Source organism: Streptomyces fradiae ATCC 10745 = DSM 40063 (assembly GCF_008704425.1).
Lineage (GTDB): Bacteria > Actinomycetota > Actinomycetes > Streptomycetales > Streptomycetaceae > Streptomyces > Streptomyces fradiae.
The window spans coordinates 363,339-383,744 of record NZ_CP023696.1 but is presented as its reverse complement, the minus strand read 5'-3'; the positions used below and the strand labels follow the sequence as shown (position 1 = coordinate 383,744).

At 75.3% G+C, this 20,406-nt stretch carries 19 protein-coding genes; 9 read left to right on the top strand and 10 right to left on the bottom strand.

Annotated elements, in window-relative coordinates:
• Positions 1 to 77 precede the first annotated feature (77 nt).
• The 3 genes from CP974_RS01645 to CP974_RS01635 form a co-directional block, all read right to left on the bottom strand.
• Positions 78 to 485, bottom strand: coding sequence for a DUF5955 family protein (locus CP974_RS01645; RefSeq protein ID WP_031131609.1), 408 nt, complete (start codon positions 483 to 485; stop codon positions 78 to 80).
• Between the two features lie 14 nt (positions 486 to 499).
• Positions 500 to 2,749, bottom strand: coding sequence for an AbeC-like domain-containing protein (locus CP974_RS01640; protein ID WP_223844496.1), 2,250 nt, complete (start codon positions 2,747 to 2,749; stop codon positions 500 to 502).
• 154 nt (positions 2,750 to 2,903) lie between these two features.
• Positions 2,904 to 3,266, bottom strand: a complete 363-nt coding sequence (locus tag CP974_RS01635) for an MmcQ/YjbR family DNA-binding protein (protein WP_031131605.1) — start codon at positions 3,264 to 3,266, stop codon at positions 2,904 to 2,906.
• A 159-nt stretch (positions 3,267 to 3,425) separates the two neighbouring features.
• Here CP974_RS01635 and CP974_RS01630 point away from each other — a divergent pair, with 159 nt between their 5' ends.
• Positions 3,426 to 4,073, top strand: coding sequence for a class I SAM-dependent methyltransferase (locus tag CP974_RS01630; protein WP_031131603.1), 648 nt, complete (start codon positions 3,426 to 3,428; stop codon positions 4,071 to 4,073).
• Between the two features lie 336 nt (positions 4,074 to 4,409).
• Here the strand turns inward: CP974_RS01630 and CP974_RS01625 are convergent, their stop codons facing one another.
• The gene (locus CP974_RS01625) at positions 4,410 to 5,855 is read right to left on the bottom strand and encodes a glyceraldehyde-3-phosphate dehydrogenase (protein WP_031131601.1); all 1,446 of its coding nucleotides are present in this window, start codon (positions 5,853 to 5,855) and stop codon (positions 4,410 to 4,412) included.
• A gap of 210 nt (positions 5,856 to 6,065) precedes the next feature.
• Between CP974_RS01625 and CP974_RS01620 the strand changes: the two genes are divergently transcribed.
• Entirely contained in the window at positions 6,066 to 6,509 is a 444-nt protein-coding gene (locus tag CP974_RS01620; RefSeq protein ID WP_031131599.1) for an RrF2 family transcriptional regulator, read from the top strand.
• Between the two features lie 102 nt (positions 6,510 to 6,611).
• Positions 6,612 to 7,808 (top strand): globin domain-containing protein, encoded by a 1,197-nt coding sequence (locus tag CP974_RS01615; protein ID WP_031131597.1) that lies wholly within the window; start codon positions 6,612 to 6,614, stop codon positions 7,806 to 7,808.
• 234 nt (positions 7,809 to 8,042) lie between these two features.
• Here CP974_RS01615 and CP974_RS01610 read toward each other — a convergent pair whose 3' ends face one another.
• Positions 8,043 to 9,287: a cation:proton antiporter gene (locus CP974_RS01610; protein ID WP_031133050.1), complete on the bottom strand. Its 1,245-nt coding sequence runs from the start codon at positions 9,285 to 9,287 to the stop codon at positions 8,043 to 8,045.
• 3 nt (positions 9,288 to 9,290) lie between these two features.
• Positions 9,291 to 9,761 carry a cation:proton antiporter regulatory subunit gene (locus CP974_RS01605; RefSeq protein WP_031133048.1) on the bottom strand — a complete coding sequence of 157 codons (471 nt, stop codon included), beginning with the start codon at positions 9,759 to 9,761 and terminating at the stop codon, positions 9,291 to 9,293.
• Positions 9,762 to 10,050: 289 nt separating this feature from the next.
• Between CP974_RS01605 and tatA the strand changes: the two genes are divergently transcribed.
• A complete protein-coding gene (tatA, locus tag CP974_RS01600) occupies positions 10,051 to 10,254 on the top strand; it encodes a Sec-independent protein translocase subunit TatA (protein ID WP_031133046.1) in 204 nt (67 codons plus the stop codon).
• A gap of 540 nt (positions 10,255 to 10,794) precedes the next feature.
• Here tatA and CP974_RS01595 read toward each other — a convergent pair.
• Together CP974_RS01595 and CP974_RS01590 are read right to left on the bottom strand one after the other, a co-directional pair.
• Positions 10,795 to 11,886 carry a glutamate--cysteine ligase 2 gene (locus tag CP974_RS01595; protein WP_031133044.1) on the bottom strand — a complete coding sequence of 364 codons (1,092 nt, stop codon included), beginning with the start codon at positions 11,884 to 11,886 and terminating at the stop codon, positions 10,795 to 10,797.
• 19 nt (positions 11,887 to 11,905) lie between these two features.
• Positions 11,906 to 12,505: a DUF6328 family protein gene (locus tag CP974_RS01590; protein WP_107067028.1), complete on the bottom strand. Its 600-nt coding sequence runs from the start codon at positions 12,503 to 12,505 to the stop codon at positions 11,906 to 11,908.
• A 999-nt stretch (positions 12,506 to 13,504) separates the two neighbouring features.
• On the opposite strand from CP974_RS01590, the gene CP974_RS01585 reads away from it, so the two are divergent.
• The 4 genes from CP974_RS01585 (at position 13,505) to CP974_RS01575 (ending at position 16,848) form a co-directional block, all read left to right on the top strand.
• Complete coding sequence (locus CP974_RS01585; protein WP_031133040.1) at positions 13,505 to 14,557, top strand: DUF72 domain-containing protein; 1,053 nt, start codon at positions 13,505 to 13,507, stop codon at positions 14,555 to 14,557.
• Positions 14,545 to 14,703, top strand: a complete 159-nt coding sequence (locus CP974_RS29395; protein WP_158100748.1) for a hypothetical protein — start codon at positions 14,545 to 14,547, stop codon at positions 14,701 to 14,703. Before CP974_RS01585 ends, CP974_RS29395 begins: the two co-directional genes overlap by 13 nt.
• 324 nt (positions 14,704 to 15,027) lie before the next feature.
• Positions 15,028 to 16,401 carry a serine hydrolase domain-containing protein gene (locus CP974_RS01580; RefSeq protein ID WP_031133038.1) on the top strand — a complete coding sequence of 458 codons (1,374 nt, stop codon included), beginning with the start codon at positions 15,028 to 15,030 and terminating at the stop codon, positions 16,399 to 16,401.
• Between the two features lie 165 nt (positions 16,402 to 16,566).
• On the top strand, positions 16,567 to 16,848 hold the full coding sequence (locus CP974_RS01575; RefSeq protein WP_031133036.1) for a hypothetical protein: 282 nt from the start codon (positions 16,567 to 16,569) through the stop codon (positions 16,846 to 16,848).
• A 101-nt stretch (positions 16,849 to 16,949) separates the two neighbouring features.
• Here the strand turns inward: CP974_RS01575 and CP974_RS01570 are convergent, their stop codons facing one another.
• Entirely contained in the window at positions 16,950 to 17,336 is a 387-nt protein-coding gene (locus CP974_RS01570; RefSeq protein ID WP_031133034.1) for an ArsR/SmtB family transcription factor, read from the bottom strand.
• A gap of 92 nt (positions 17,337 to 17,428) precedes the next feature.
• Here CP974_RS01570 and CP974_RS01565 point away from each other — a divergent pair, with 92 nt between their 5' ends.
• The gene (locus tag CP974_RS01565; protein WP_031133032.1) at positions 17,429 to 19,405 is read left to right on the top strand and encodes a heavy metal translocating P-type ATPase; all 1,977 of its coding nucleotides are present in this window, start codon (positions 17,429 to 17,431) and stop codon (positions 19,403 to 19,405) included.
• Positions 19,406 to 19,570: 165 nt separating this feature from the next.
• Here the strand turns inward: CP974_RS01565 and CP974_RS01560 are convergent, their stop codons facing one another.
• Positions 19,571 to 20,356 (bottom strand): DUF72 domain-containing protein, encoded by a 786-nt coding sequence (locus CP974_RS01560; protein WP_031133030.1) that lies wholly within the window; start codon positions 20,354 to 20,356, stop codon positions 19,571 to 19,573.
• Positions 20,357 to 20,406 lie beyond the last annotated feature (50 nt).

Here is a 20,406-nt window from a genome sequence, read left to right as displayed (position 1 = left end):
CCCTCAGAGTCTTCTGGTCCAGACCTTTCGTCAAGAGGTCTGGACCAGAAGCGCGTTGACGGTGAGGGCGGCGGCGGTCAGATCCCTCCGACGGCCCGCGTCAGCTCCGCGACCGCCGCCGCGACCGGCGCCACCGGTTCGGCGAACCGCGCCAGCCGGCCGAGCGCGCGCCGTACCACGCCCGGCTCCGGCTCGCCCTCGTCCAGCTCCTCCCGCAGCCGGCGCAGCTCCACCCGCGGCGCCTCCTGGTCGGGCAGCTCCGCCCGGTGCTCCTCCAGCAGCCGCTCCACCAGGCGGATCAGCTCGCCGACGCGGGCCCGCTCCTCCGCGCCGCCGTCGGCGTGGACGGTGACGTCCCCGGCGACCGCGCGGGCGCCGGGCCCGACGGCCTGGTTGCCGACGCTGCTGCGCCCGCCGTACTGCTGGACGCCGTAGTTGCCGCCGCCGGACGGCGCGGCGGGGGTGTGCCGGTTCTCCTCGGACATGCTCGCCTTCCCTTCTATCGTCCCGCCGACCCGCCCGGCGGCCGCGCGCCGTCGGCCGAGGCCGTCGCGGTCGTGGCGCGCGCCTGGGCGCCGGTGCCGACCGCCTGGTTGCCCACGACGCTCACGCCGCCCGTCTGCAGGACCCCGTGGTTGAGGATCGTCTGCGACTGCGCGCGGAAGTCGGCCGTGTCCACGCCGTGCTCGTCCAGGAAGTCCCGGACGGCGGCCAGGGCGTGCCGGTCCAGCGCGTCCAGCGTGTGCCGGGCGTCCACCGGCTGGAAGTGGTGGAAGTACTCCGGCCCCTGCGCGTACTCGCGGACGCTGAACCGGGCGCCCCGGTCGAACGCCGGGTCCTCCCGCGCGGCCCGCGTCTCGGCCCGCAGCCGGCGCGGCCTGCGGTACTCGGCGAGGGCGTCGGCCAGGCACGACCACGGCGCCCGCCACAGCGCCCCGCCCGTGCGCCGCAGCGCCCCGGACAGCAGCGCGCCCCGGTCCCGCCCCGTGAGAGAGGCGGGCGGCAGCAGGTCCACCGCGTGCAGGTCGCGCCGCACCGGCCCCAGCAGGTACCGCTCGCACCGCAGGTGCAGCGCCCCGTCCGCCACGGCGACGTGCAGCAGATGGCTCGGCACCACCTCGCCGCCCCACAGCGGCACATGGCTGACCAGGTAGTGGCGGGCCGTCCCGTCCGGGCGCAGCACCACCTGCCGTACGGCCTCCTCGGGCAGGCGGGTGGCCGGCGGGCGCAGCGGGTCGGGCAGCAGCCGGCCGTCACCGGACAGCTCCCGGCCGCTGACGAAGACCCGGTCCTCCACGACCGGCCGGGCACCGCCGCGCGGGTCCGCCCCCGTGGCGGAGGGCAGCGCGTCGGCCGTCTCCACCAGCCGCCTGCGCAGCCGCGCCACCACGGCCCAGGCGTCGAACGCCGCCACACCGCGCGCGGACTCCGCGGGCAGCAGCGGCACGGTCAGCGTCCACGCCGACTCCCGCCTGCCGTACCCGACGAACGGTGAGAAGCCGCTGTGGCAGCGGACGTTCCCCCGCTGGGCGTCCGCGACCGCCGCTATCCGCCCGGCCGCCCACGGCTCCACCGCGCCCGGACGGGGCAGCCCTTCCGGATCGAAGGCGCCGCGCCGCAGCGCACCGCGCATCCGCGCGTCGACGTCCGCCTCCTCGTCGAGCACCGCCCGCAGGGCGAGCGCGGCGCCCGCCACCGCCGCTAGCAGTGCCGGCACGCCGTACCAGTAGCAGCCGAGCAGCCAGCGGACGGCACCCGGCAACGGCAGCGACGACAGGGCGGCCCCCAGCGCCGCGCCGCCCGCCGGCAGGCAGCAGCCCGTGGCCGCCAGCCGCCACCGGGACAGCCGCGGCAGATGCCGGCCGCGCTCGGCGGCGTACGGCTCACCGACCCTGGACGCCCGGCCCAGGAGCGACAGCGCCGGCCAGACGAGCAGGAGCCACAGCGGGCCGAACAGGGCGATGGCGCCGTACGCCGCCGCCAGCCTCCGGTCCCGCTCCCGGCGGAGCCGGCGGGCCGTCAGGCTGTGCCGGGCCACGGGCACGAGGTCGACGCCGGGGGACACGGCGACCGCCCCCAGCCGGTCGCCGAGCAGCCGGTCCACCACCTGCCGCGCGAAGACCGGATCGGTGTAGGCGGCGGCGCACAGGTAGCGGGTGGCGTCCCCCTGCTCGGTGCCGGTCGCGACGGACGCGGCCACGCCTCCGGCGGCCGGGGCGTCGTCGGCCATGGCGGTGCTCCCTTCGGACGTAGGGGACGGGGCCCCCGCCCGGCGCCCGGCACGCGGCCCGGCCGCGCCGGCCGGGCCGTACACGGCGGCGATGACGAGCCCCAGCAGGAGGCCGAAGACCAGGCCGTCGACGAGGAAGGCGCCGAACGCGTACCGGCCGTAGACCACTTCGGCGTAGGGGTCGAAGGTGAAGACGACCAGCCACGACAGGGGAGCGGCGGCGAGGGAGACGAGCACGCCCGTCCCGACGGCGGCGGCGAGGCGCACCCCCGACCTGCCGGGCGCCCGCCCCACCAGCCTCGGCACGAGCACGAGCACCCCGGCCAGCAGGGCGGCGAAGGCGGTGAGGCCCCGCAGGTCGGCCGTGTCCGAGAAGGGGCCGGAGCCCGGCCAGAGCACCCAGCCCGGGGCGAGCAGCGCCCGGTACACCGTCCCGAGCAGCCCTCCTTCGTCCGTCCAGGCGCCGATCAGCAGGTCGCGCACCCAGGGGCTGCCCACCGCCGCCAGATACGCGCACACTAAGAGGACTCTTCGTCCGCCACCGCTTCGCCCCACGGCACCCCCCGGTCAGTTCGTGGATCCGTACTCTAGGAACACCGCCGCGCCGTGTCAGCCCGACGGACGACAACGCTTCGCACGCCTGCGCCCGCCCGAGCGCCGCCCCCGCGTCCGCTCAGCCGGCCGCCCCACCCGGCCGCAGGTCCGGGTGGTCCTCGGCGAGCCGGTCGGGCGCGGCCTGCCGCCAGGAGTCGACGAGGATGTCCCGCAGCTCGTCGAGGCCCTCCAGAGCGGCGAGCCGCACCCGCACCCACGCCGAGGAGGCCTCGTGCGGCGGCACCCAGAACTTCTCCGGCTCGGCCGCGATCAGCTCCTCGCGCTCCAGGCGCGGGCAGCGCACGGCGAACGAGGTCTGGTCGTCGGGGATCGTGACGTACATCTTCCCCGCCACGCGGAACGTGGGTATGGACCACGCCTCCTTCTCCACCGTCTCGGGGAAGGACAGGGCGATCCGGCGGACGTCCTCGGCATCGATCATGCCCACCACGCTAGTCGGCCCCACTGACAACGCCCGCCGCGCCGGGAGGACCGGGGTGCCGCGCCCTGTCCGCCGGGCGCGTGCGCCGGTAGCGTTCCGGCCGGAAGCGATCCGGGTCCGCCGCGCGGGCGCGGGCCCGGCGGACAGGGGAGTGGTGCGGTGACGGGTGAGGAGCGAGGGGCCGGCGGTGCGTCCGCCGCGGAGGTCTTCGACGCGGTGGGCGCGCGCTACGAGGAGGTGTTCGCCGGCGTACCGGGCCAACTGGCCGCCCTGGACTGGCTCGCGGACCGGCTGCCGCCCGGAGCGCGCGTGCTCGACGTGGGCAGCGGCACCGGACGCCCGGCGGCCGAGCGGCTGGTGCGGGCCGGCTTCGACGTCACCGGGATCGACGTGTCGGCCGAGATGGTGCGCGTGGCACGGGAGCGGGTGCCCGGCGCACGCTTCGAGCGGGCCGACGTACGGACCTTCGAGCCGCCCGCCGGCGGGTACGACGCGGTGTGCGCCTTCTTCCCGCTGCTCGTCATGGACCAGCCCGAGGTCGCGGACTCGCTGACGCGGATGGCGTCCTGGGTGGCGCCCGGCGGGGCGCTCGTCCTGGCGACGGTGCCCGGCGACATCCGCGGCCTGGACATCGTGTGGATGGGGCACCGGGTCACCGTCAGCAGCCTGTCGGCCGAGGAGCACCTGCGGCTGCTGGCGGGCGCGGGGCTGGAGGTCGTCCACCACCACACGGCGGTGTACCGGCCGCACGGCCCGGACGCGGGACCCGAGGAGCACCTGTACGTCCACGCGCGGCGCCCGGCGTGACCCGCGCCCGGCGTGGCGTCCACGCCTGTGCCGGGGGTGGCGTGCACGCCCGGTGCCGGTGTGGCGTCCACGCCCGGTGCCGGTGGTCGGCCGCGTGCCGGCGGGGGCGCGGCCCGGGTGGCACAGGGGGCGCGGCCCGCTCCCGGTCGGCGGTGGGGGAGGACCGACGGGGCCCCCGCCCATCGGGGCCGCCCCGCCGCCTGCCGCCCCACCGCGTCCGCCCCGCCGTCCGGGCGGACCGGGCGGCGGGGCGGGACGGACGGGCGGGGGCGGCAGGCGGCCGCACGGGGGCGGACCGCCCGCCGGAACCGGGTGGGCCGGTCAGACCGCCGGGGCTCAGACCGCCGGGGCCGGGTAGGTCGGGTACTCGACGCCCGAGACGTGCTGGACGACCCGGATGACCTGGCAGGAGTAGCCGAACTCGTTGTCGTACCAGAGGTAGAGGATGGCGTTGTCGCCGTCGACCTTGGTGGCGCCGGCGTCGACGATCGACGCGTGGCGCGAGCCGATGAAGTCGCTCGACACGGCGTCGGGCGCGGTGATGAAGTCGATCTGGCGCTTCAGCGGCGAGGTCAGCGACACGTTGCGCAGGTAGTCGAGGACCTCCTCGCGGGTGGTCTCGCGGCCCAGGCGCAGCGAGAGGATCGCGATCGAGACGTCCGGGACCGGGACGCGGATCGAGCTGCCGGTGATGGGCGCCTTCAGCTCGGGGAGCGCCTTCGCCACGGCGGAGGCGGCGCCCGTCTCGGTGATGACCATGTTGAGCGGCGCGGAGCGGCCGCGGCGGTCGGCCTTGTGGTAGTTGTCCAGCAGGTTCTGGTCGTTGGTGAACGAGTGGACGGTCTCCACGTGGCCGCGCAGGACGCCGTACTCGTCGGCCATCGCCTTCAGCGGCGGGACGATCGCGTTGGTGGTGCAGGACGCGCAGGAGATGACCTGGTCGTCCGGCTTGATGGTGTCGTGGTTGACGCCGTGGACGATGTTCGGGACGTCGCCCTTGCCCGGCGCGGTGAGGACCACCTTGGCGATGCCGGGGCGCAGGTGGTGCGAGAGGCCCGCACGGTCGCGCCACTTGCCCGTGTTGTCGATGAGGATGGCGTCGTTGATGCCGTACGCCGTGTAGTCGACCTCGGAGGGGTCGTTGGCGTAGATCACCTTGATCTCGTTGCCGTTGGCGACGATCGTGCTCTTCGCCTCGTCGACGGTGATGGTGCCCTGGAACTGGCCGTGGATGGAGTCGCGGCGCAGCAGCGAGGCGCGCTTGACGATGTCCTGGTCGCCGCCCCGGCGGACGACGATGGCCCGCAGCCGCAGGCCGTTGCCGGAGCCGGTCTTCTCGATGAGCAGCCGGGCGACGAGGCGGCCGATGCGGCCGAAGCCGTACAGCACGACGTCGCGGGGCTCGCGGCGCTCGATCTTGTTCTCGCCGGTCGCGCCGGCGACGGCCTCGGCGGTGAACTCCTCCACGGACAGGCCGCGGGTGTCGGCCTTGTACGTCGCGGCGAGCATGCCGATGTCGATCTGGGACGGGCCCAGGTCGAGCGTCGTGAGGGCCTGCAGGAAGGGGAGCGTCTCGGTGACCGACAGCTCCTCACCGGCGATCTGACGGGCGAATCGGTGGGTCTTGAGGATGCTCACCACCGACTTGTTCACCAACGACCGGCTGTGCACCAGGACGGTGACGTCCCGCTCCCGGTGCAGCTTGCCGATCATCGGGATCATCGACTCCGCGATCTCCTCGCGGTTCTTCCAGTTGGTGAACGAGTCGTCTTTGACAGTCACAGGATTATCTTTCGAGCTAGGCGGTGCTCATATGCTAACCACACGCCAGTCTGCACCCACGGCGGGCCGGTCGGACACCCCACCCCGGTATGCGGGCGCCGGAGCCGAACCCTCCGGGGCGCCGGGCCTCTCCTGTGATCGCCCCCACATCGCTCGCGAAGCGGGTCCCCAAATACGAATCCCGTATGCGTGTTTGATAGCGTCAGCGGCGTGAGGCTGACGAAGTTCACCGACCTGGCGCTCCGCGCCGTCATGCGGCTCGCCGTCGAGGACGGCGGCGGCTCGCCGACCACCCGCGAGGTGGCCGAGTCGATGGGCGTGCCGGCCGCCCACATGGCCAAGGTCGTCACCCGGCTCCAGCACCTGGGCGTGCTGGAGGCCCGCCGGGGTCGCGGCGGCGGCCTGGCGCTGACCGCGCTCGGCCGTGGCGCGTCGATCGGCTGGCTGGTGAGGGAGTTGGAAGGGGACGGCGAAGTGGTCGCCTGCGAGGGTGAGACGCCGTGCCCGCTGCGTGCCGCGTGCCGGCTGCGCGGGGCCCTGCGCGACGCGCAGGAGGCCTTCTACGCCGCGCTCGACCCGCTCACCGTGGCCGACCTCGTCTCCTCGCCCACCGGTCCGGTGCTCGTCGGCCTCGTCGGCCGCCGTCCCGGCTGACCCGTCCCGCCACCCCTTCCGGGGCTTCCCGGCCGTGGCCCCGTGCCCACTCCACCTGTCCGTTTGAATACGAAGATCACATACCACTTTCGAGGAGTCGCTGTGCTGTCCGAGCAGTCCGCCCCGGTCATCCGCGCCACCCTGCCCGTCGTGGGCGCCGCCATCGGCGAGATCACCGAGCTGTTCTACAAGAAGCTGTTCACCGACCGGCCCGAACTGCTCCGCGATCTGTTCAACCGGGGCAACCAGGCGAGCGGCGAGCAGCAGCAGGCCCTGGCCGGCTCCATCGCCGCCTTCGCCGGCATGCTCCTGGAGCACCCCCACGCCCGGCCGGACGCGATGCTCTCCCGCATCGCCCACAAGCACGCCTCCCTGGGCGTCACCTCCGAGCAGTACAAGCTGGTCCACCAGCACCTCTTCGGCGCCATCGTCGAGGTCCTCGGCGACGCCGTCACCGAGGAGGTGGCCGCCGCCTGGGACGAGGTCTACTGGCTGATGGCCAACGCCCTCATCGCCGTCGAGGCGCGCCTCTACCAGGAGGCGGGCGCCGCCGAGGGCGCCACCTGGCGGCCCATGCGGATCGTGGAGCGGCACGAGGAGACCGCCGACGCGATGTCCCTCGTCCTGCGCCCCGCCGACGGCACGCCCGCCGGCGCCTTCCGTCCGGGCCAGTACGTGAGCGTCCAGGTGGAGCTGGCCGACGGCGCCCGCCAGATACGCCAGTACAGCCTCTCCGCCGCGCCCGGCACCGGTCAGTGGCGGATCACCGTCAAGCGGGTCCGGGGCGGCGCCGGACCGGAGGGCGAGGTGTCGTCGTGGCTGCACGCGCACGCCCGCGCCGGCGGCGTCCTCCAGGTCTCCGCGCCCTTCGGCGACCTCGTCTTGCCCGAGGGCGACGGACCGCTGCTGCTGGCCTCCGCCGGGATCGGCTGCACGCCGATGCTGTCGATGCTCCACCACCTGGCGGCCGAGGGCGGAAACCGCTCCGTGACCGTCGTCCACGCCGACCGCACCCCGGCCGACCACGCCCACCGCGACGAGCTCCGCCGCCTGGCCGCCGGGCTCCCCGGCGCGGCGCTGCACCTGTGGTACGAGGAGCCCGGCGACGACACGGCGGCCTCGCGCGGCACGGTCGACCTGGCCGCGCTCGACCTGCCGGAAGGCGTCACCGCGTACCTCTGCGGCCCGCTCCCCTTCATGCGCGCGGTGCGCGGTGACCTCCTGCGGCGCGGCGTGCCCGCCCGCGACGTCCACTACGAGGTCTTCGGCCCCGACCTGTGGCTCGGCAGCGAGGACTGAGCGGGACTGAGCCGCCGGCACCGGCAAGCACCCGGCCCGGTGCCCGCCCCGCGAGGGGCGGCCACCGGGCCGGGTGCTTCGGGTCGGTCCGCGCGGGCGGACCGCGGCGGCGGGAGGCTCGTGCCGATGGGCGGGCCGTCACCGCGGGCGGGCCGCGGCGGCGGGGCGGCCGCCCCGCCGGCGCAGGACCGCGCGGGTCCGGCGGATCGGCGCGGACCCCGCCCGGCGCCGCGCCTACGCGCGGGGCGCGCCGTCCTCGACCGGGTCGAGCATCTCCGCGCGCGGCGCGGCGGACGGCACCCCGTCCGGTCCGCCGCCGCGCAGGCGGGCGCTCAGCCGGGTCGCGACCGGCTCCGTGTAGCGGGCGGTCAGCGGCCCCAGGACGACCAGGATCAGCACGTACGCCGTGGCCAGCGGCCCGAGCGACGGCTCGATGCCGGCCGTGACGGCGAGGCCCGCGATGACGATGGAGAACTCGCCGCGCGCCACCAGCGTCCCACCGGCGCGCCAGCGGCCCTTGGCGGAGATCCCCGCGCGCTTCGCCGCCCAGTACCCCGTCGCGATCTTCGTACCGGCCGTCACGACGGCCAGCGCCAGCGCGGGCACCAGGACGGGCGGGATGCTCGACGGGTCGGTGTGCAGGCCGAAGAAGACGAAGAACACCGCGGCGAACAGGTCCCGCAGCGGGCTGAGCAGGTTGTGCGCGCCCTCCGCGACCTCACCGGACAGGGCGATGCCCACCAGGAACGCGCCGACCGCGGCTGATACCTGGAGCTGCTGCGCTATCCCCGCGACCAGCAGGGTGAGGCCGAGCACGACGAGCAGCAGCTTCTCCGGGTCGTCGCTGGAGACGAACCGGGAGATCACCCGGCCGTACCGGACCGCGAGGAACAGGACGAGGCCGGCCACGCCGAGCGCGACGGCGAGGGTCGCGCTGCCCGCGGCGAGGCTGACCCCGGCGAGCAGGGCGGTGATGATCGGCAGGTACACCGCCATCGCCAGGTCCTCCAGGACCAGGATGCTCAGCACCACCGGCGTCTCCCGGTTGCCGAGCCGTCCCAGGTCGCCGAGGACCTTGGCGATCACGCCGGACGACGAGATCCACGTCACCCCCGCGAGGACGACCGCCGCGACCGGGCCCCAGCCCAGCAGCAGCGCCATCGCGGCGCCGGGCAGCGCGTTCAGCGCCGCGTCCATCAGGCCGGAGCGGTACTGGGTCTTCAGGTTGGTGACCAGGTCGGTGGCCGTGTACTCCAGGCCCAGCATCAGCAGCAGCAGGATGACGCCGATCTCGGCGCCGATCGCCACGAACTCCTCGCTCGCGCCCAGCGGGAGCAGCCCGCCCGTGCCGAACGCCAAACCGGCCAGCAGGTAGAGGGGGATGGGCGAGAACTTCAGCCGCCCGGCGAGGCGCCCCAGCAGGCCGAGGCCGAGGATGATCGCACCGAACTCGATCAGGAAGACAGCGGACGAGTGCACCGATCACTCCCTTCCGAGGATCGCGGCGGCGGCGTCGACGCCTTCGCGCGTGCCGATGACGATGAGGGTGTCCCCGCCGGCCAGCCGGAAGTCCGGCCCGGGTGCCGGGACGGCGTCGGCCCTGCGCAGCACGGCGACGATGGACACGCCCGTCTCGGTGCGCATCCGGGTGTCCCCGAGCAGCCGCCCGCACCAGTACGAGGTGGACGACAGCTCGATCCGCTCGGCCACCAGGCCCAGGTCCGTCGTCGACAGCAGGCTCGGGCTGTGGTGCGCCGGCATCAGCGCGTCGATCAGCGCCTCCGCCTCGGGGGCGGTGAGCTTCACGGAGAGCGCGCACTCGTCCGGATCGTCCCGGCGGTACGCGTTGAGCACGCGCGCGCCGTCGCGCTGCGCGACCACCGACAGGCGGCGGTCCTCGCGGGTGGTGAGGTCGTAGCGGACCCCGATTCCGGGCAGCGGTGTACTGCTCATCCGTGGAGCGGGCACGGCGGATCTCCTTCGAGCCTGGGTCGAGTGCGGGAGGGGGACTGCGTGGGGGCTTCTTGCTAATACTTTACCTGGGCAACTAATCGGCCGAATTCCGCACAAGACGCGCGATGTCCGGCCCCATGGAGGTGCGCTGCGGCCGCCGGGGCGGGTGGAGACGGCCCGCACGCTTCCGACATGGCCCTCTTGTCCGGCGTACACCTCCGACGGCTACGATCCGAAGGGTCACGGACGCAGGCGCCCCGGGGCGCGGCCCGGTCGGAAGGTAGGGAACATGGGAACGTTCAGCGCTTGGCACCTCGCCATCGTGCTCGGAGTCGTCGTCCTGCTCTTCGGCAGCAAGAAGCTGCCGGAGATGGCGCGCTCCCTCGGCAAGTCCGCGCGGATCCTCAAGAGCGAGGCCGCGGCGATGAAGGCGGAGAACGGCGAGAAGAAGGCGGACGAGACGACGCTGCCGCCGTCCCGCCCGGCCTCCTGACCGCCGACCGCCGGGGCTGACCCCGGCTCCGGGCCCGCCTGCTCCGGGCCCGCCTGCTCCGGGCCCGCCTGCTTCGGGTCCGCGCGTCCCGGCTTCGTGCCCGCGTGCCCCGGCTTCGGGGGCTGACCCCCAGTCTCGGGCCCGCGCGCCCCTGCTTCGGGGCGCCCTGTTTCGGGGGCCGCGGCTTCCGGACCCGTGCCCCGGTCCTCGGGCCCGTACCCGGCCGCCGGGCCCGCGCCCCGGCTTCTGCGGCCCGCACGCCGGCCCCGGCCCCGCACACACCGGGCCTTCGGCCCCGGCGCGGGGAGCAGCATCCCCGGCCCGCCCCACGGCCGCGGTGCCCCGACGCCCTGGCTCCCGGCTCCACGGCCGCGGTGCCCCGACGTCCCGGCTCCGCGGCCGCCGTGGTCCGCCGGCCCGGAGCCCGTCCCGCGCGCGGCCCGCTCCGGCCACCCGCACACCGCACCCCACCGCACACCCGCGCGTCCCCGCCCCGGCGGGTGCCGGGGCGGGGACGCGGGGAACGAAGCGGCAAGGGGCCTACTCGAGGGTGCGCCGGACGCACTCGGCCACCACGGACCGCAGGCTTCCCGTCCGGTGCAGGATCCGCCGCTGCACGCGGGCGCCGTTGCCTCCGTCCAGCAGCTCGGCGAGGGCCTTCTGGGCGCCCGCCGTGTCGCCGTTCGCGTCCAGCGCCTCCCGCACGTGGTCGAAGAGCGCCCGCACGACCGCCTCCGCCGGGGCGGGGCGCATCGTCTCCGGGTGGATCAGCTCCCCTTCCAGGCCCGAACGGGCCGCCCGCCAGGTCGCCAGCCGCAGCAGCGCCACCCCGTGCCGCGTCGGCGGCACCCCGTCGCGCCACTCCCGCGCGGCCGTGTCCACCAGGCCCCGCAGCAGCGTGGCCAGCAGCACCGTCGTGGAGGCGTCCAGGCACACGTCCGCCACCCGGATCTCCACCGTCGGGTACGCCTTGGACAGCCGGGCGTCGAAGTACACCATCCCCTCGTCCAGCAGCGCCCCGCTCGCGATCATGTCGGCCACCTGCTGGTGGTACCGGTCCGCGGAGCCGAACACCTCGACGGGCCCCGCCGAGGGCCACCGCCCCCACACCCGGTTGCGGTAGCTGGCGTACCCGCTGTCCTCGCCCTGCCAGAAGGGCGAGTTCGCGCTGAGCGCCAGCACGACCGGCAGCCAGGGCCGGATCCGGTCCAGTACGGCCACGCCCTCCTCGTCGGACTCCACCGACACGTGCACATGGCAGCCGCAGGTCAGCTGCTCCTGCGTGGTGAGGCCGAAGTGCTCCTGCAGCCACAGGTGCCGCTCGTCGGTGCCGAGCGTCGGGCTCACCTCCAGCGGGGACGTCGCCAGGGCGGCGACGGAGGCGTCGACACCCTCGGCGTGCCGGGCCGCCTCGGCCCGCCAGCGGCGGATCTCCTCGGCGAGATCCCCCATGTCCGTCCGCGGGCTGGTCGCGAACTCCAGCTGCTGGCGCTGGAGTTCGCTCTCGAACACCTCCTCGTTCCCCCGCGGGTCGCGTGAGGCCGCCGCCAGCACCGCATGGGACAGCGCACGAGGCTCCCCGTTCTCCCGGTCGACGAGCAGCAGCTCTTCCTCGACACCCACACTCCGCACGACATCACCTTTCTCGGTTTCAGCTCCGGACCGACCGCCGCGCGAGCCGCCTGGCGGACCGGCGGCGCAGCCACAGGGGGAGTACGTACCAGCACAGCGCGAACCAGAGCATCACCCCGGCCACGAGCAGCTCGGCGAGCAGGCCGGACACCACGACGTGGAGGATCAGCAGCAGGGTGCAGCCGATCGTGAGGGCGAGCAGGACCATCCCGCACATCATCAGCTTGTGGGCGATGTCCACCATCTCGTCCTTCATCCGCTGCCCCGACAGGAACCGGTGCAGCGACACGGGGGCGATCAGGGAGGCGGTCGCGGACGCGCCCAGCACCACCGTGATCACGTAGATCACCCGGTCGGCCATGGCCAGGTCCCGGAACAGCGGGCTGAAGGCGACGCTCAGCAGGAATCCGAAGAGGATCTGCACACCCGTCTGCGCCACCCGCGTCTCCTGCAGGATCTCGTTCCACCTGCGGTTGACGCGGTCCCGCGCGGTCTCGGGCCGCTCGTGGTCCACCGCGTGGTGCGGGGCCGCGCCGGGAAGGGGCGGCGTCCCCGTGCTCACGAGGGCCGCCCCCCTGCCCGCGGCGGGTGTCCCCGCGGCCGGGGCCGCGGCCTTCATCGCCGCCGCGACCGGGACCGCGGCGGGGGCCGCCGGGGCCGGGGCGTCCGCCGCCGCGGCCTGCGCGGTCGGCGCCTTCGCCGTCGGTGCGCCCAGGATCGGCGTGTCCCCGATCCGCGCGTGCGACGCGGAAGCGTCCGCCGCCGGGTCCGCCGGGTCCGCCGTGGCCGGAGCCTCCGGGGCCGGTGCCTGCGCGCCGTGCGCCGTTCCCCCGACCGGGTGGATCCCGGTCTGCCGGGTCCGCTCCGCGCACGAGGGGCAGGTCCCTGCGGTGGGGCGGCGCCCCGTGGGCCACCCGACCGGATGCTCCGTCATCGTCATGCGTCGTCCTCCGTACTCGGGGACGTCCGTGTGCCCACTCCGTACGGAAGCATGCGGGCCGCCGCCAGCGGTTGCGCATGCGGGGAGAACGACTTAGCGCACGCGATCACGGGCTATCCGTGGTGGCGTGCGAGCGCCATCCACCGGCCACGACACCGGTCCGGGCGGCGCTGTCGCGCGACGCGGAGGAGGAACGCCGCCACCATGACGACGGCACGAGAGATCACGACCGAGGGCGCCGAGTGCGTCCGCGAGACGAGACCGTGCTCGACGCCGCGAAGAAGAAGATGACCCGCCCCGGCGCCGGGGCGCTGCCGGTCCGCGGCACCGACGACAGGCTGAAGGGCATGCTGCCCTCTCCGCCGACCGAGCCCCGGCCCGAGGAGCCCCGGACGCGCCGTACCCCCGTACGCGCGGCCGGGGCTCGCCCACCCCGGACGGCCCGGTCGCCATGGGCCCCAGGGAGCGCCCGGCCCGAGGCGGCCCGGCCCGCGGCGGCCTGATGTACGGCGCGGCCCGCCCTGGTCGGCCCGACGTACGGCCCGGCCCGCGAGGTCCGCCGGGGACGACCGGGCCTCCGACGGCCGGGCACCGGCCCCTCCACGATCCGGCTCGCGGGAGGGGCGGCGGGTGGAGGGGAGCGAGTGGACGAGACGCCCTGGGAGGGGAGCGCACACCGTGGACGGCATCCTGACGGGAACCTGCTCGTGGACGGACCCGGCCCTGGTCTCCAGCGGCTGGTATCCGCGCGGCAGACGCGACGCGGAGGGGCGGCTGCGGCACTACGCGGACCGCTTCCCGCTGGTGGAGGTCGACTCCACGTACTACGGCATGCCCAGCGCCCGCAACAGCCGGCTCTGGGCGGAGCGCACCCCGGACGGCTTCCGCTTCGACGTGAAGGCGTTCTCCCTGCTCACCGGTCACCCCACCCGGCCTGCCGCGCTCCCCGCGGATCTGCGGCCCGCGCTCGCCCGGCACGGCGGGACCCGCCGCACACCGGCGGACCCGGCCTTCCTGGACGAGGTGTGGCACCGCTTCGCCGCGGCGCTCGGCCCGCTGCGCGACGCCGGCCGCATGGGCGCCGTGCTCTTCCAGCTGCCGCCGTGGGCGCAACCGGGCCCGCGCACCCGCGCGTTCGTCGAGGAGTGCCGGGCGCGGACGCGGGGCTGGCGGGTGGCGGTCGAGTTCCGCCACCCCGGCTGGTGGGCGGAGGGCGGGCGGGCCGACACGGCCGCGCTCCTCGGCGGCCTCGGGATGGCGGCCGTGGCCGTGGACACCGCGGCGGGGCTGCCCGGCTCGCTGACCCCGGACGTGCCGGTCACCTCGCCCGCGCTCTCCGTCGTCCGGTTCCACGGCCGCAGCGCGGCCTGGGGCACCGGCGGCAAGGAGGAGCGCTTCCGGCACGACTACACGGAGGACGAACTGCGCGAGTGGCTGCCGCGCGTCCGCGCCCTCGCCGACCGCGCGGCCGAGGTCCACGTGCTGTTCAACAACTGCTGCGGGGACGCCGCCGTCCGCGCCGCCGGGACCATGGCCGCCCTCCTCGGCCAGGAGCCGCGGACGGCCGCCCCCACAGAGGCCCCGGGCACGGCCGGCCCCCGACCCCGGTCCTCCGGCGCACATGGGAACGGCGCGGCGGGGCACACGGGTTGCGACACGAACAGCCCGGACCGGCGCTCAGCGCCTGCCACGTCCGGCACCGGCACACAGGAGGCGTCATGTCCCGACTGATCCGTCGCATCCAGAGGTTCAGCCGCACCCCGCAGGGCCGCGGCCTCCTCCGCACCGCCCGCCGCGCGGTGACCGACTCCCGCCGGCGCCGCGGGCGCGGCCGCGGCCACGGACTGCTGGGGAGGCTCGCCACGCGCCGCTACTGACACCGCGCCGGGCACCGGGACGGCGCCGGCCCCGACACCGCGCCACCGGTACCGCCACCGGTACAGCGCCACCACCGGTACAGCGCCGCACGACGCGCCGCGACGCGCGCCGTGCCCACGCCGCGGCCCCCGCCGGGCACACCGCCCGCCGGGGGCCGCGGCGTGCCAGGCCCCCTTCGGCGTACGCCTCGCGACTGACGGATGTCATGGTCCCCCGTGCGCAACTTCCTCCCACAGGAGGAGAATCCGGCCCCTCCCGCGCCCCGAGGATGGGTGCGGGCCGCGAACCCCGCGCCCCGCACCGACCACCGCAGGAGTGCCCACATGGACCTCTCGCAGCGCCCCGCCCGCACCAAGGGGCTGCGCCTCGCCGCCGTCGCCTCGAGCGCCGTCCTGCTGTCGCTCGCCGCCGGAACCCTGCCCGCACAGGCCGCCCCGGCGGCCCCGGCCTCCGCCCCGGCCCCCGCCCCGGCGGCCGTCGCCGAGCGCCACGTCCCCCGCCTCGACCGGGAGGCCCTGCGCGCCTCCCTGGACGCCGTCCACGAGGCCGGCATGTACGGCACCTACTCGGCCGTCCGCGACGGCTCCGCGCACTGGCACGGTGCCGCCGGTGTCGCCGACACCGACACCCGGCGCCCCGTCAGGCCCGGCTTCCAGCACCGCGTCGGCAGCATCACCAAGTCCTTCACCGCCGTCGCCGTGCTCCAGCAGGTCCACGCGGGCCGCGTCGACCTGGACGCGCCCGTCGCCCGCTACCTGCCGGACCTCGTCCCCGGCGAGCAGGGCCGCGCCACCACCGTGCGGATGCTGCTCAACCACACCAGCGGCCTGGGCGACCACATAGCCGGCGCCTTCCCCGGCATCCTGCAGGACCCCGGCAAGGCGCTCGACACCGGCCGCTTCCGCCACTGGGCCCCCGAGGACCTCATCCGCATCGGCCTCGCGACGCCCTCGCCCGTGCCCCGCGGCACGTACGGCTACTCCAACACCAACTACCTCATCCTCGGCGAGCTGCTCCGCGAGGTCACCGGCGAGGACCCGGAGCGGTACATCACCCGCCACGTCATCCGGAAGGCCGGGCTGCGCCACACCTACTTCCCGCGCACGGCCCGTCTCACCGGCCCGCACTCCAGGATGTACGAGTCGATGTACGGCATGATCGACCCGGCCCGCGACTACAGCGTCTACGACATGTCCTGGGCCGGCGTGGCCGGCAACCTCGTCTCGACCATGGACGACCTCAACTCCTTCTACCGGCAGCTCCTCACCGGCCGCCTCCTCGGCCCGGCCGAACTGCGTGAGATGAAGACGACCGTCCCCGCGTACGAGGCGCCGCCCGGCGAGGAGGCCGTCATGCGCTACGGCCTCGGCATCTACACGACGCGGATGTCCGACGGCCGCTGGTACTGGGGCCACGACGGCGCCGTGTTCGGCGCGGGCACGATGGCGCTCTCCTCCGAGGACGGCCGCCACCAGGTGGCCGTCGGCCTCAACCTGATGAAGTACCAGCGCCTCGACGACAACGGCCTGCCGCAGCCGCACGCCGTCGACGCGGCGCTGATCCGCCACGTCGAGGGCGCTCTCGCGGGCGGCCCGCGTCCGGCAGCCTCCGCCCGCACCGCCGCCCCCGCGCTCACCCTGCTGCCCACGGCCGCCGAGCCCCGGCCGCTCGCCGCGGCCGACCCGCTGAAGCGGTGAGCGCGACGGGCCGGCCGCGAGGCGGCGGGCACGGGCGCGGACCGCGCCGCTGACAACCGCCGCGCCCACCGGACCCCGCCGGCCCCGGCCGGCGCGGTGGGCGCGGTGGGCGGTGCGGGCGGTCCGGTGGTCGACTGGAAGAGGGCACACCGAGAGGAGCCGGTGATGTACGTCCTGCGCGTCGAGCACTCCGTACCGGAGTACGAGGCATGGAAGCGGGCCTTCGACGGCGACCCGCTGGGTCGCGGCGCGGTGGGCGTCCGGGCCTACCGGGTGATGCGGCCCGTCGGCGATCCGGGCCGGGTGCTGATCGACCTCGACTTCGACGACCGGGAGCCGGCCGAGCGGATGCTGATCCGGCTGCGGGAGCTGTGGAGCCGCCTCCCCGCGGCCACGCCCCCGCCGGACGGCGAACTCACGGAGGTCATGGAGACCGGACGGTACTGACCACCGGTCCGGGCGGCGCCCCCGCGCCACCGCCCCGCGCACGCGGTAGGCGTCCTCGTCTCCTCCGTCGCCCTCGCCGCCGCCGGAAGCAGAGGACGAGGTCAGTCGGCGACGGCGGGCTCGGGCGTCCCGGCCGGGAGGTCGCGGACGCCCAGGCGCAGGTGCTCGACGTGGTAGAGGGCCTGGTCGAGGAGTTCGGCGACGTGGTTGTCGTAGAGGGCGTAGATGATCGAGCGGCCGTGGCGTTCGCCGGTGACGAGGCCGAGGTTGCGCAGCAGGCGTAGCTGGTGGGAGCAGGCCGAGGCTTCCATCCCCACGGCGCTGGCGAGGTCGCTCACCGAGCTGGGGCCTTCCTGGAGCCGGGCGAGGATGCGCAGCCGGGAGGGTGTGGCGAGGGCCTGGAGGGTGGCAGCGACGTCGGCGGTCCCGACGATGTCGAGGCGTTCGCGTGTGGTGGCGCTGCTCCTGGCATCTGTTCCGTGGCCCATGGCGTCATCATACTCGTGACACATGAAGACCTGTTCATTCATTCCTGTATGGTGGCTGCGCTGCTCGTCGTCCGCCCGTGAAGGGTTTTGCCGTGTCTTCTGTTGTGGATCAACGACCCGCGCCACCGGTCCCGGGGGCTGAGCGCCCGGTGGCGCCGAGGCGGCGTACGCGCCTCCTGGCGCTGCCGGAGGCCCGGTGGGCGCTGGCTTCTCTGCTGTTGTTCCTGCCGGCGCTTCCCCTGTATCTGCTGGGTGCTCCGGCGTGGGCGTGGGGCCCGCTCTTCGCCGCCTGCTACGCCACCGGCGGCTGGGATCCGGGGTGGGAGGGCCTCAAAGCCCTGAGGGACAAGACACTGGACGTGGACCTGCTGATGGTCGTCGCCGCGCTCGGCGCCGCCGCGATCGGGCAGGTCCTGGACGGCGCTCTGCTGATCGTCATCTTCGCCACCTCTGGCGCGCTGGAGGCCGTCGCGACCGCCCGCACAGCGGACTCCGTACGCGGCCTGCTCGACCTCGCACCTTCCACCGCGATCCGGCTGCGCGACGACGGCGCTGAGGAGACGGTGGACGCCGAGCGCTTGGCGGTCGGCGATGTCGTTCTGGTGCGTCCCGGTGAGCGGGTCGGTGCAGACGGGCGCGTCCTGGACGGGGCGAGCGACGTCGATCAGGCCACGATCACCGGTGAGCCGCTGCCGGTGGCCAAGCAGGCGGGGGACGAGGTGTTCGCCGGTACGGTGAACGGCACCGGTGCCCTGCGGGTGCGCGTCGAGCGGGATCCGTCGGACTCGGTCATCGCCCGGGTCGTGAGGATGGCCGAGGAGGCATCCGAGACCAAGGCGCCGACCCAGCTGTTCATCGAGAGGATCGAGCAGCGGTACTCGATCGGGATGGTCATCGCCACCCTGGCCGTGTTCGGCATCCCGCTCGCCTTCGGCGACGACCTCCCGTCAGCGCTGCTGCGCGCGATGACGTTCATGATCGTCGCCTCGCCGTGCGCGGTGGTCCTGTCGACCATGCCGCCGCTGCTGTCCGCGATCGCCAACGCGGGCCGCCACGGCGTGCTCGCGAAGTCCGCGGTCGTGATGGAGCGCCTGGGCCAGGTCGACGCGGTGGCACTGGACAAGACCGGCACCCTGACCGAGGGCACCCCACGCGTCACCGGCGTTCTCCCCCTGCCCGGACCGGGCCTGGACGAGGACCGGCTGCTGGCACTGGCGGGGGCGGCCGAGCACCCCAGTGAGCATCCCCTCGCCCGCGCCGTCGTCCGGGCCGCCCGCGAACGCGGCCTCGTCCTCGCCGAGGCGACCGGTTTCACCTCGTACCCCGGCGCCGGCGTCACCGCAACCGTGGACGGACACACCGTCCAGATCGGATCCCCGGCCCGTCTCCTTCCCGGAGGAAGCCCGGAACTCGACGACACGGTCCGCTCGCTCGAAGACGAGGGCCGCACCGCAGTCCTCGTGCTTCGCGACGGCGTCCCGGTCGGCGTGCTGGGCATCGCGGACCGGCTGCGCCCCGACGCGAGGGCGACGGTGGCCGCGCTCACCGAACTGACCGGCCGCACCCCGGTCCTGCTCACCGGCGACAACGAGCGTGCCGCCCGCCGGCTGGCCGCCGAGGTCGGGATCAGCGACGTGCGGGCCGGGCTGCTCCCGCAGGACAAGGTCGCCGCCGTCCGGGCATGGGAGGCCGAGGGGCTGCGGGTCATGGTCGTCGGCGACGGTGTCAACGACGCGCCCGCGCTGGCCGCCGCGCACACCGGCATCGCGATGGGCCGGGCCGGATCCGACCTCGCGCTGGAAACCGCCGACGCCGTCGTCGTCCGCGACGAACTCGCCACCATCCCGGCCGTCGTGGCCCTCTCCCGCACCGCCCGCCGCCTGGTCACTCAGAACCTGGCCATCGCCGGAACCTTCATCGCCGCTCTGGTCGCATGGGACCTGATCGGCACCCTCCCCCTGCCGCTCGGCGTCGCCGGCCACGAGGGCTCCACCGTCATCGTCGGCCTCAACGGCCTGCGCCTTCTGCGGGAAGCCGCCTGGCCCCACCCGACCGAGGACAGCGCGTGAGCAGACGCGACCGCCGTGCCGCCCCCGCGGCGGCGGGGGCGGCACGCCCACCGCCACCGTCTGCCGCGGGGGCGGCGCCCCCGAGGGCGGCGGCCTCGATCACCCGTCGTGGACCGCGAGCGCGCGGGGACAGGCCGCGCGGAGATGCTCGCGGAACCGCGGAGCCTACAACCCCGCGCCCCCGCCCGGCGGCGGGTGCGCCGGGGTCCGGGCGACCGCCAGCCCCGCCGTGCGCGCCGCCCGCGCGAAGGCAGCGGCGTCGGCGGGCGCCGCCGCGTTCGGGTCGTTGTTGAAGTACGCGTACACGTCCCCGCCCGCCGGCCACGCGCCCGCGATCCGCCCCGCCCATGTCTCGAGGGACCGCCGCCCGTAGCGCGGCCACGGCCGGGCCCGCCCCTCGTGGAAGCGCACGTACCCCCAGTCCGCCGTCCGCCACAGCGGGGTCGCCGGCCTCGCCCGCACGTCCGCCCAGCACAGCGCGGCGCCCCGCGACTCCAGCGCGCCCCGCACCGCGTCCGACCACCACGACGGGTGGCGCGGCTCCACCGCGACCCGCACCCCGGCGGGGAACGCGTCCAGGCAGGCGCCGAGCAGCCCCGCGTCGGCCCGCAGCGTCGGCGGCAGCTGGAGCAGCACGGGCCCCAGCCGGTCCCCGAGCCCGGCGGCGTGCTCCAGCAGCCGCCCCACCGGCTCTTTCGGGTCCCGCAGCCGCTTGACGTGCGTCAGGAAGCGGCTGGCCTTCACGGCGACCACGAAGTCCGGCGGGGTGCGCTCGCGCCACGCGGCGAACGTCCCGTACGACGGCAGCCGGTAGAAGGCGTTGTTCACCTCGACGGTCGGGAAGGACGCCGCGTACGCCTCCAGCCACAGCCGCTGCGGCGTCCCGGCCGCGTAGAACGCGCCGCGCCAGTCCTTGTACTGCCATCCCGAGGTGCCGACGAGAAGGACCATGCCCCCATCACAGCACGCGCCCCGGGCACCCCGCCGCCCCCGCGCCTCGC

What these genes read in the sequence shown, in the direction of transcription:
- CP974_RS01560 (WP_031133030.1), bottom strand. Translation starts at nt 20,356, where the DNA reads ATGGTCCTTCTCGTCGGCACCTCGGGATGGCAGTACAAGGACTGGCGC.
- CP974_RS01635 (WP_031131605.1), bottom strand. Translation starts at nt 3,266, where the DNA reads ATGATCGATGCCGAGGACGTCCGCCGGATCGCCCTGTCCTTCCCCGAG.
- CP974_RS01645 (WP_031131609.1), bottom strand. Translation starts at nt 485, where the DNA reads ATGTCCGAGGAGAACCGGCACACCCCCGCCGCGCCGTCCGGCGGCGGC.
- CP974_RS01590 (WP_107067028.1), bottom strand. Translation starts at nt 12,505, where the DNA reads ATGAAGGCCGCGGCCCCGGCCGCGGGGACACCCGCCGCGGGCAGGGGG.
- CP974_RS01580 (WP_031133038.1), top strand. Translation starts at nt 15,028, where the DNA reads ATGGACCTCTCGCAGCGCCCCGCCCGCACCAAGGGGCTGCGCCTCGCC.
- tatA (WP_031133046.1), top strand. Translation starts at nt 10,051, where the DNA reads ATGGGAACGTTCAGCGCTTGGCACCTCGCCATCGTGCTCGGAGTCGTC.
- CP974_RS29395 (WP_158100748.1), top strand. Translation starts at nt 14,545, where the DNA reads ATGTCCCGACTGATCCGTCGCATCCAGAGGTTCAGCCGCACCCCGCAG.
- CP974_RS01570 (WP_031133034.1), bottom strand. Translation starts at nt 17,336, where the DNA reads ATGGGCCACGGAACAGATGCCAGGAGCAGCGCCACCACACGCGAACGC.
- CP974_RS01575 (WP_031133036.1), top strand. Translation starts at nt 16,567, where the DNA reads ATGTACGTCCTGCGCGTCGAGCACTCCGTACCGGAGTACGAGGCATGG.
- CP974_RS01605 (WP_031133048.1), bottom strand. Translation starts at nt 9,761, where the DNA reads ATGAGCAGTACACCGCTGCCCGGAATCGGGGTCCGCTACGACCTCACC.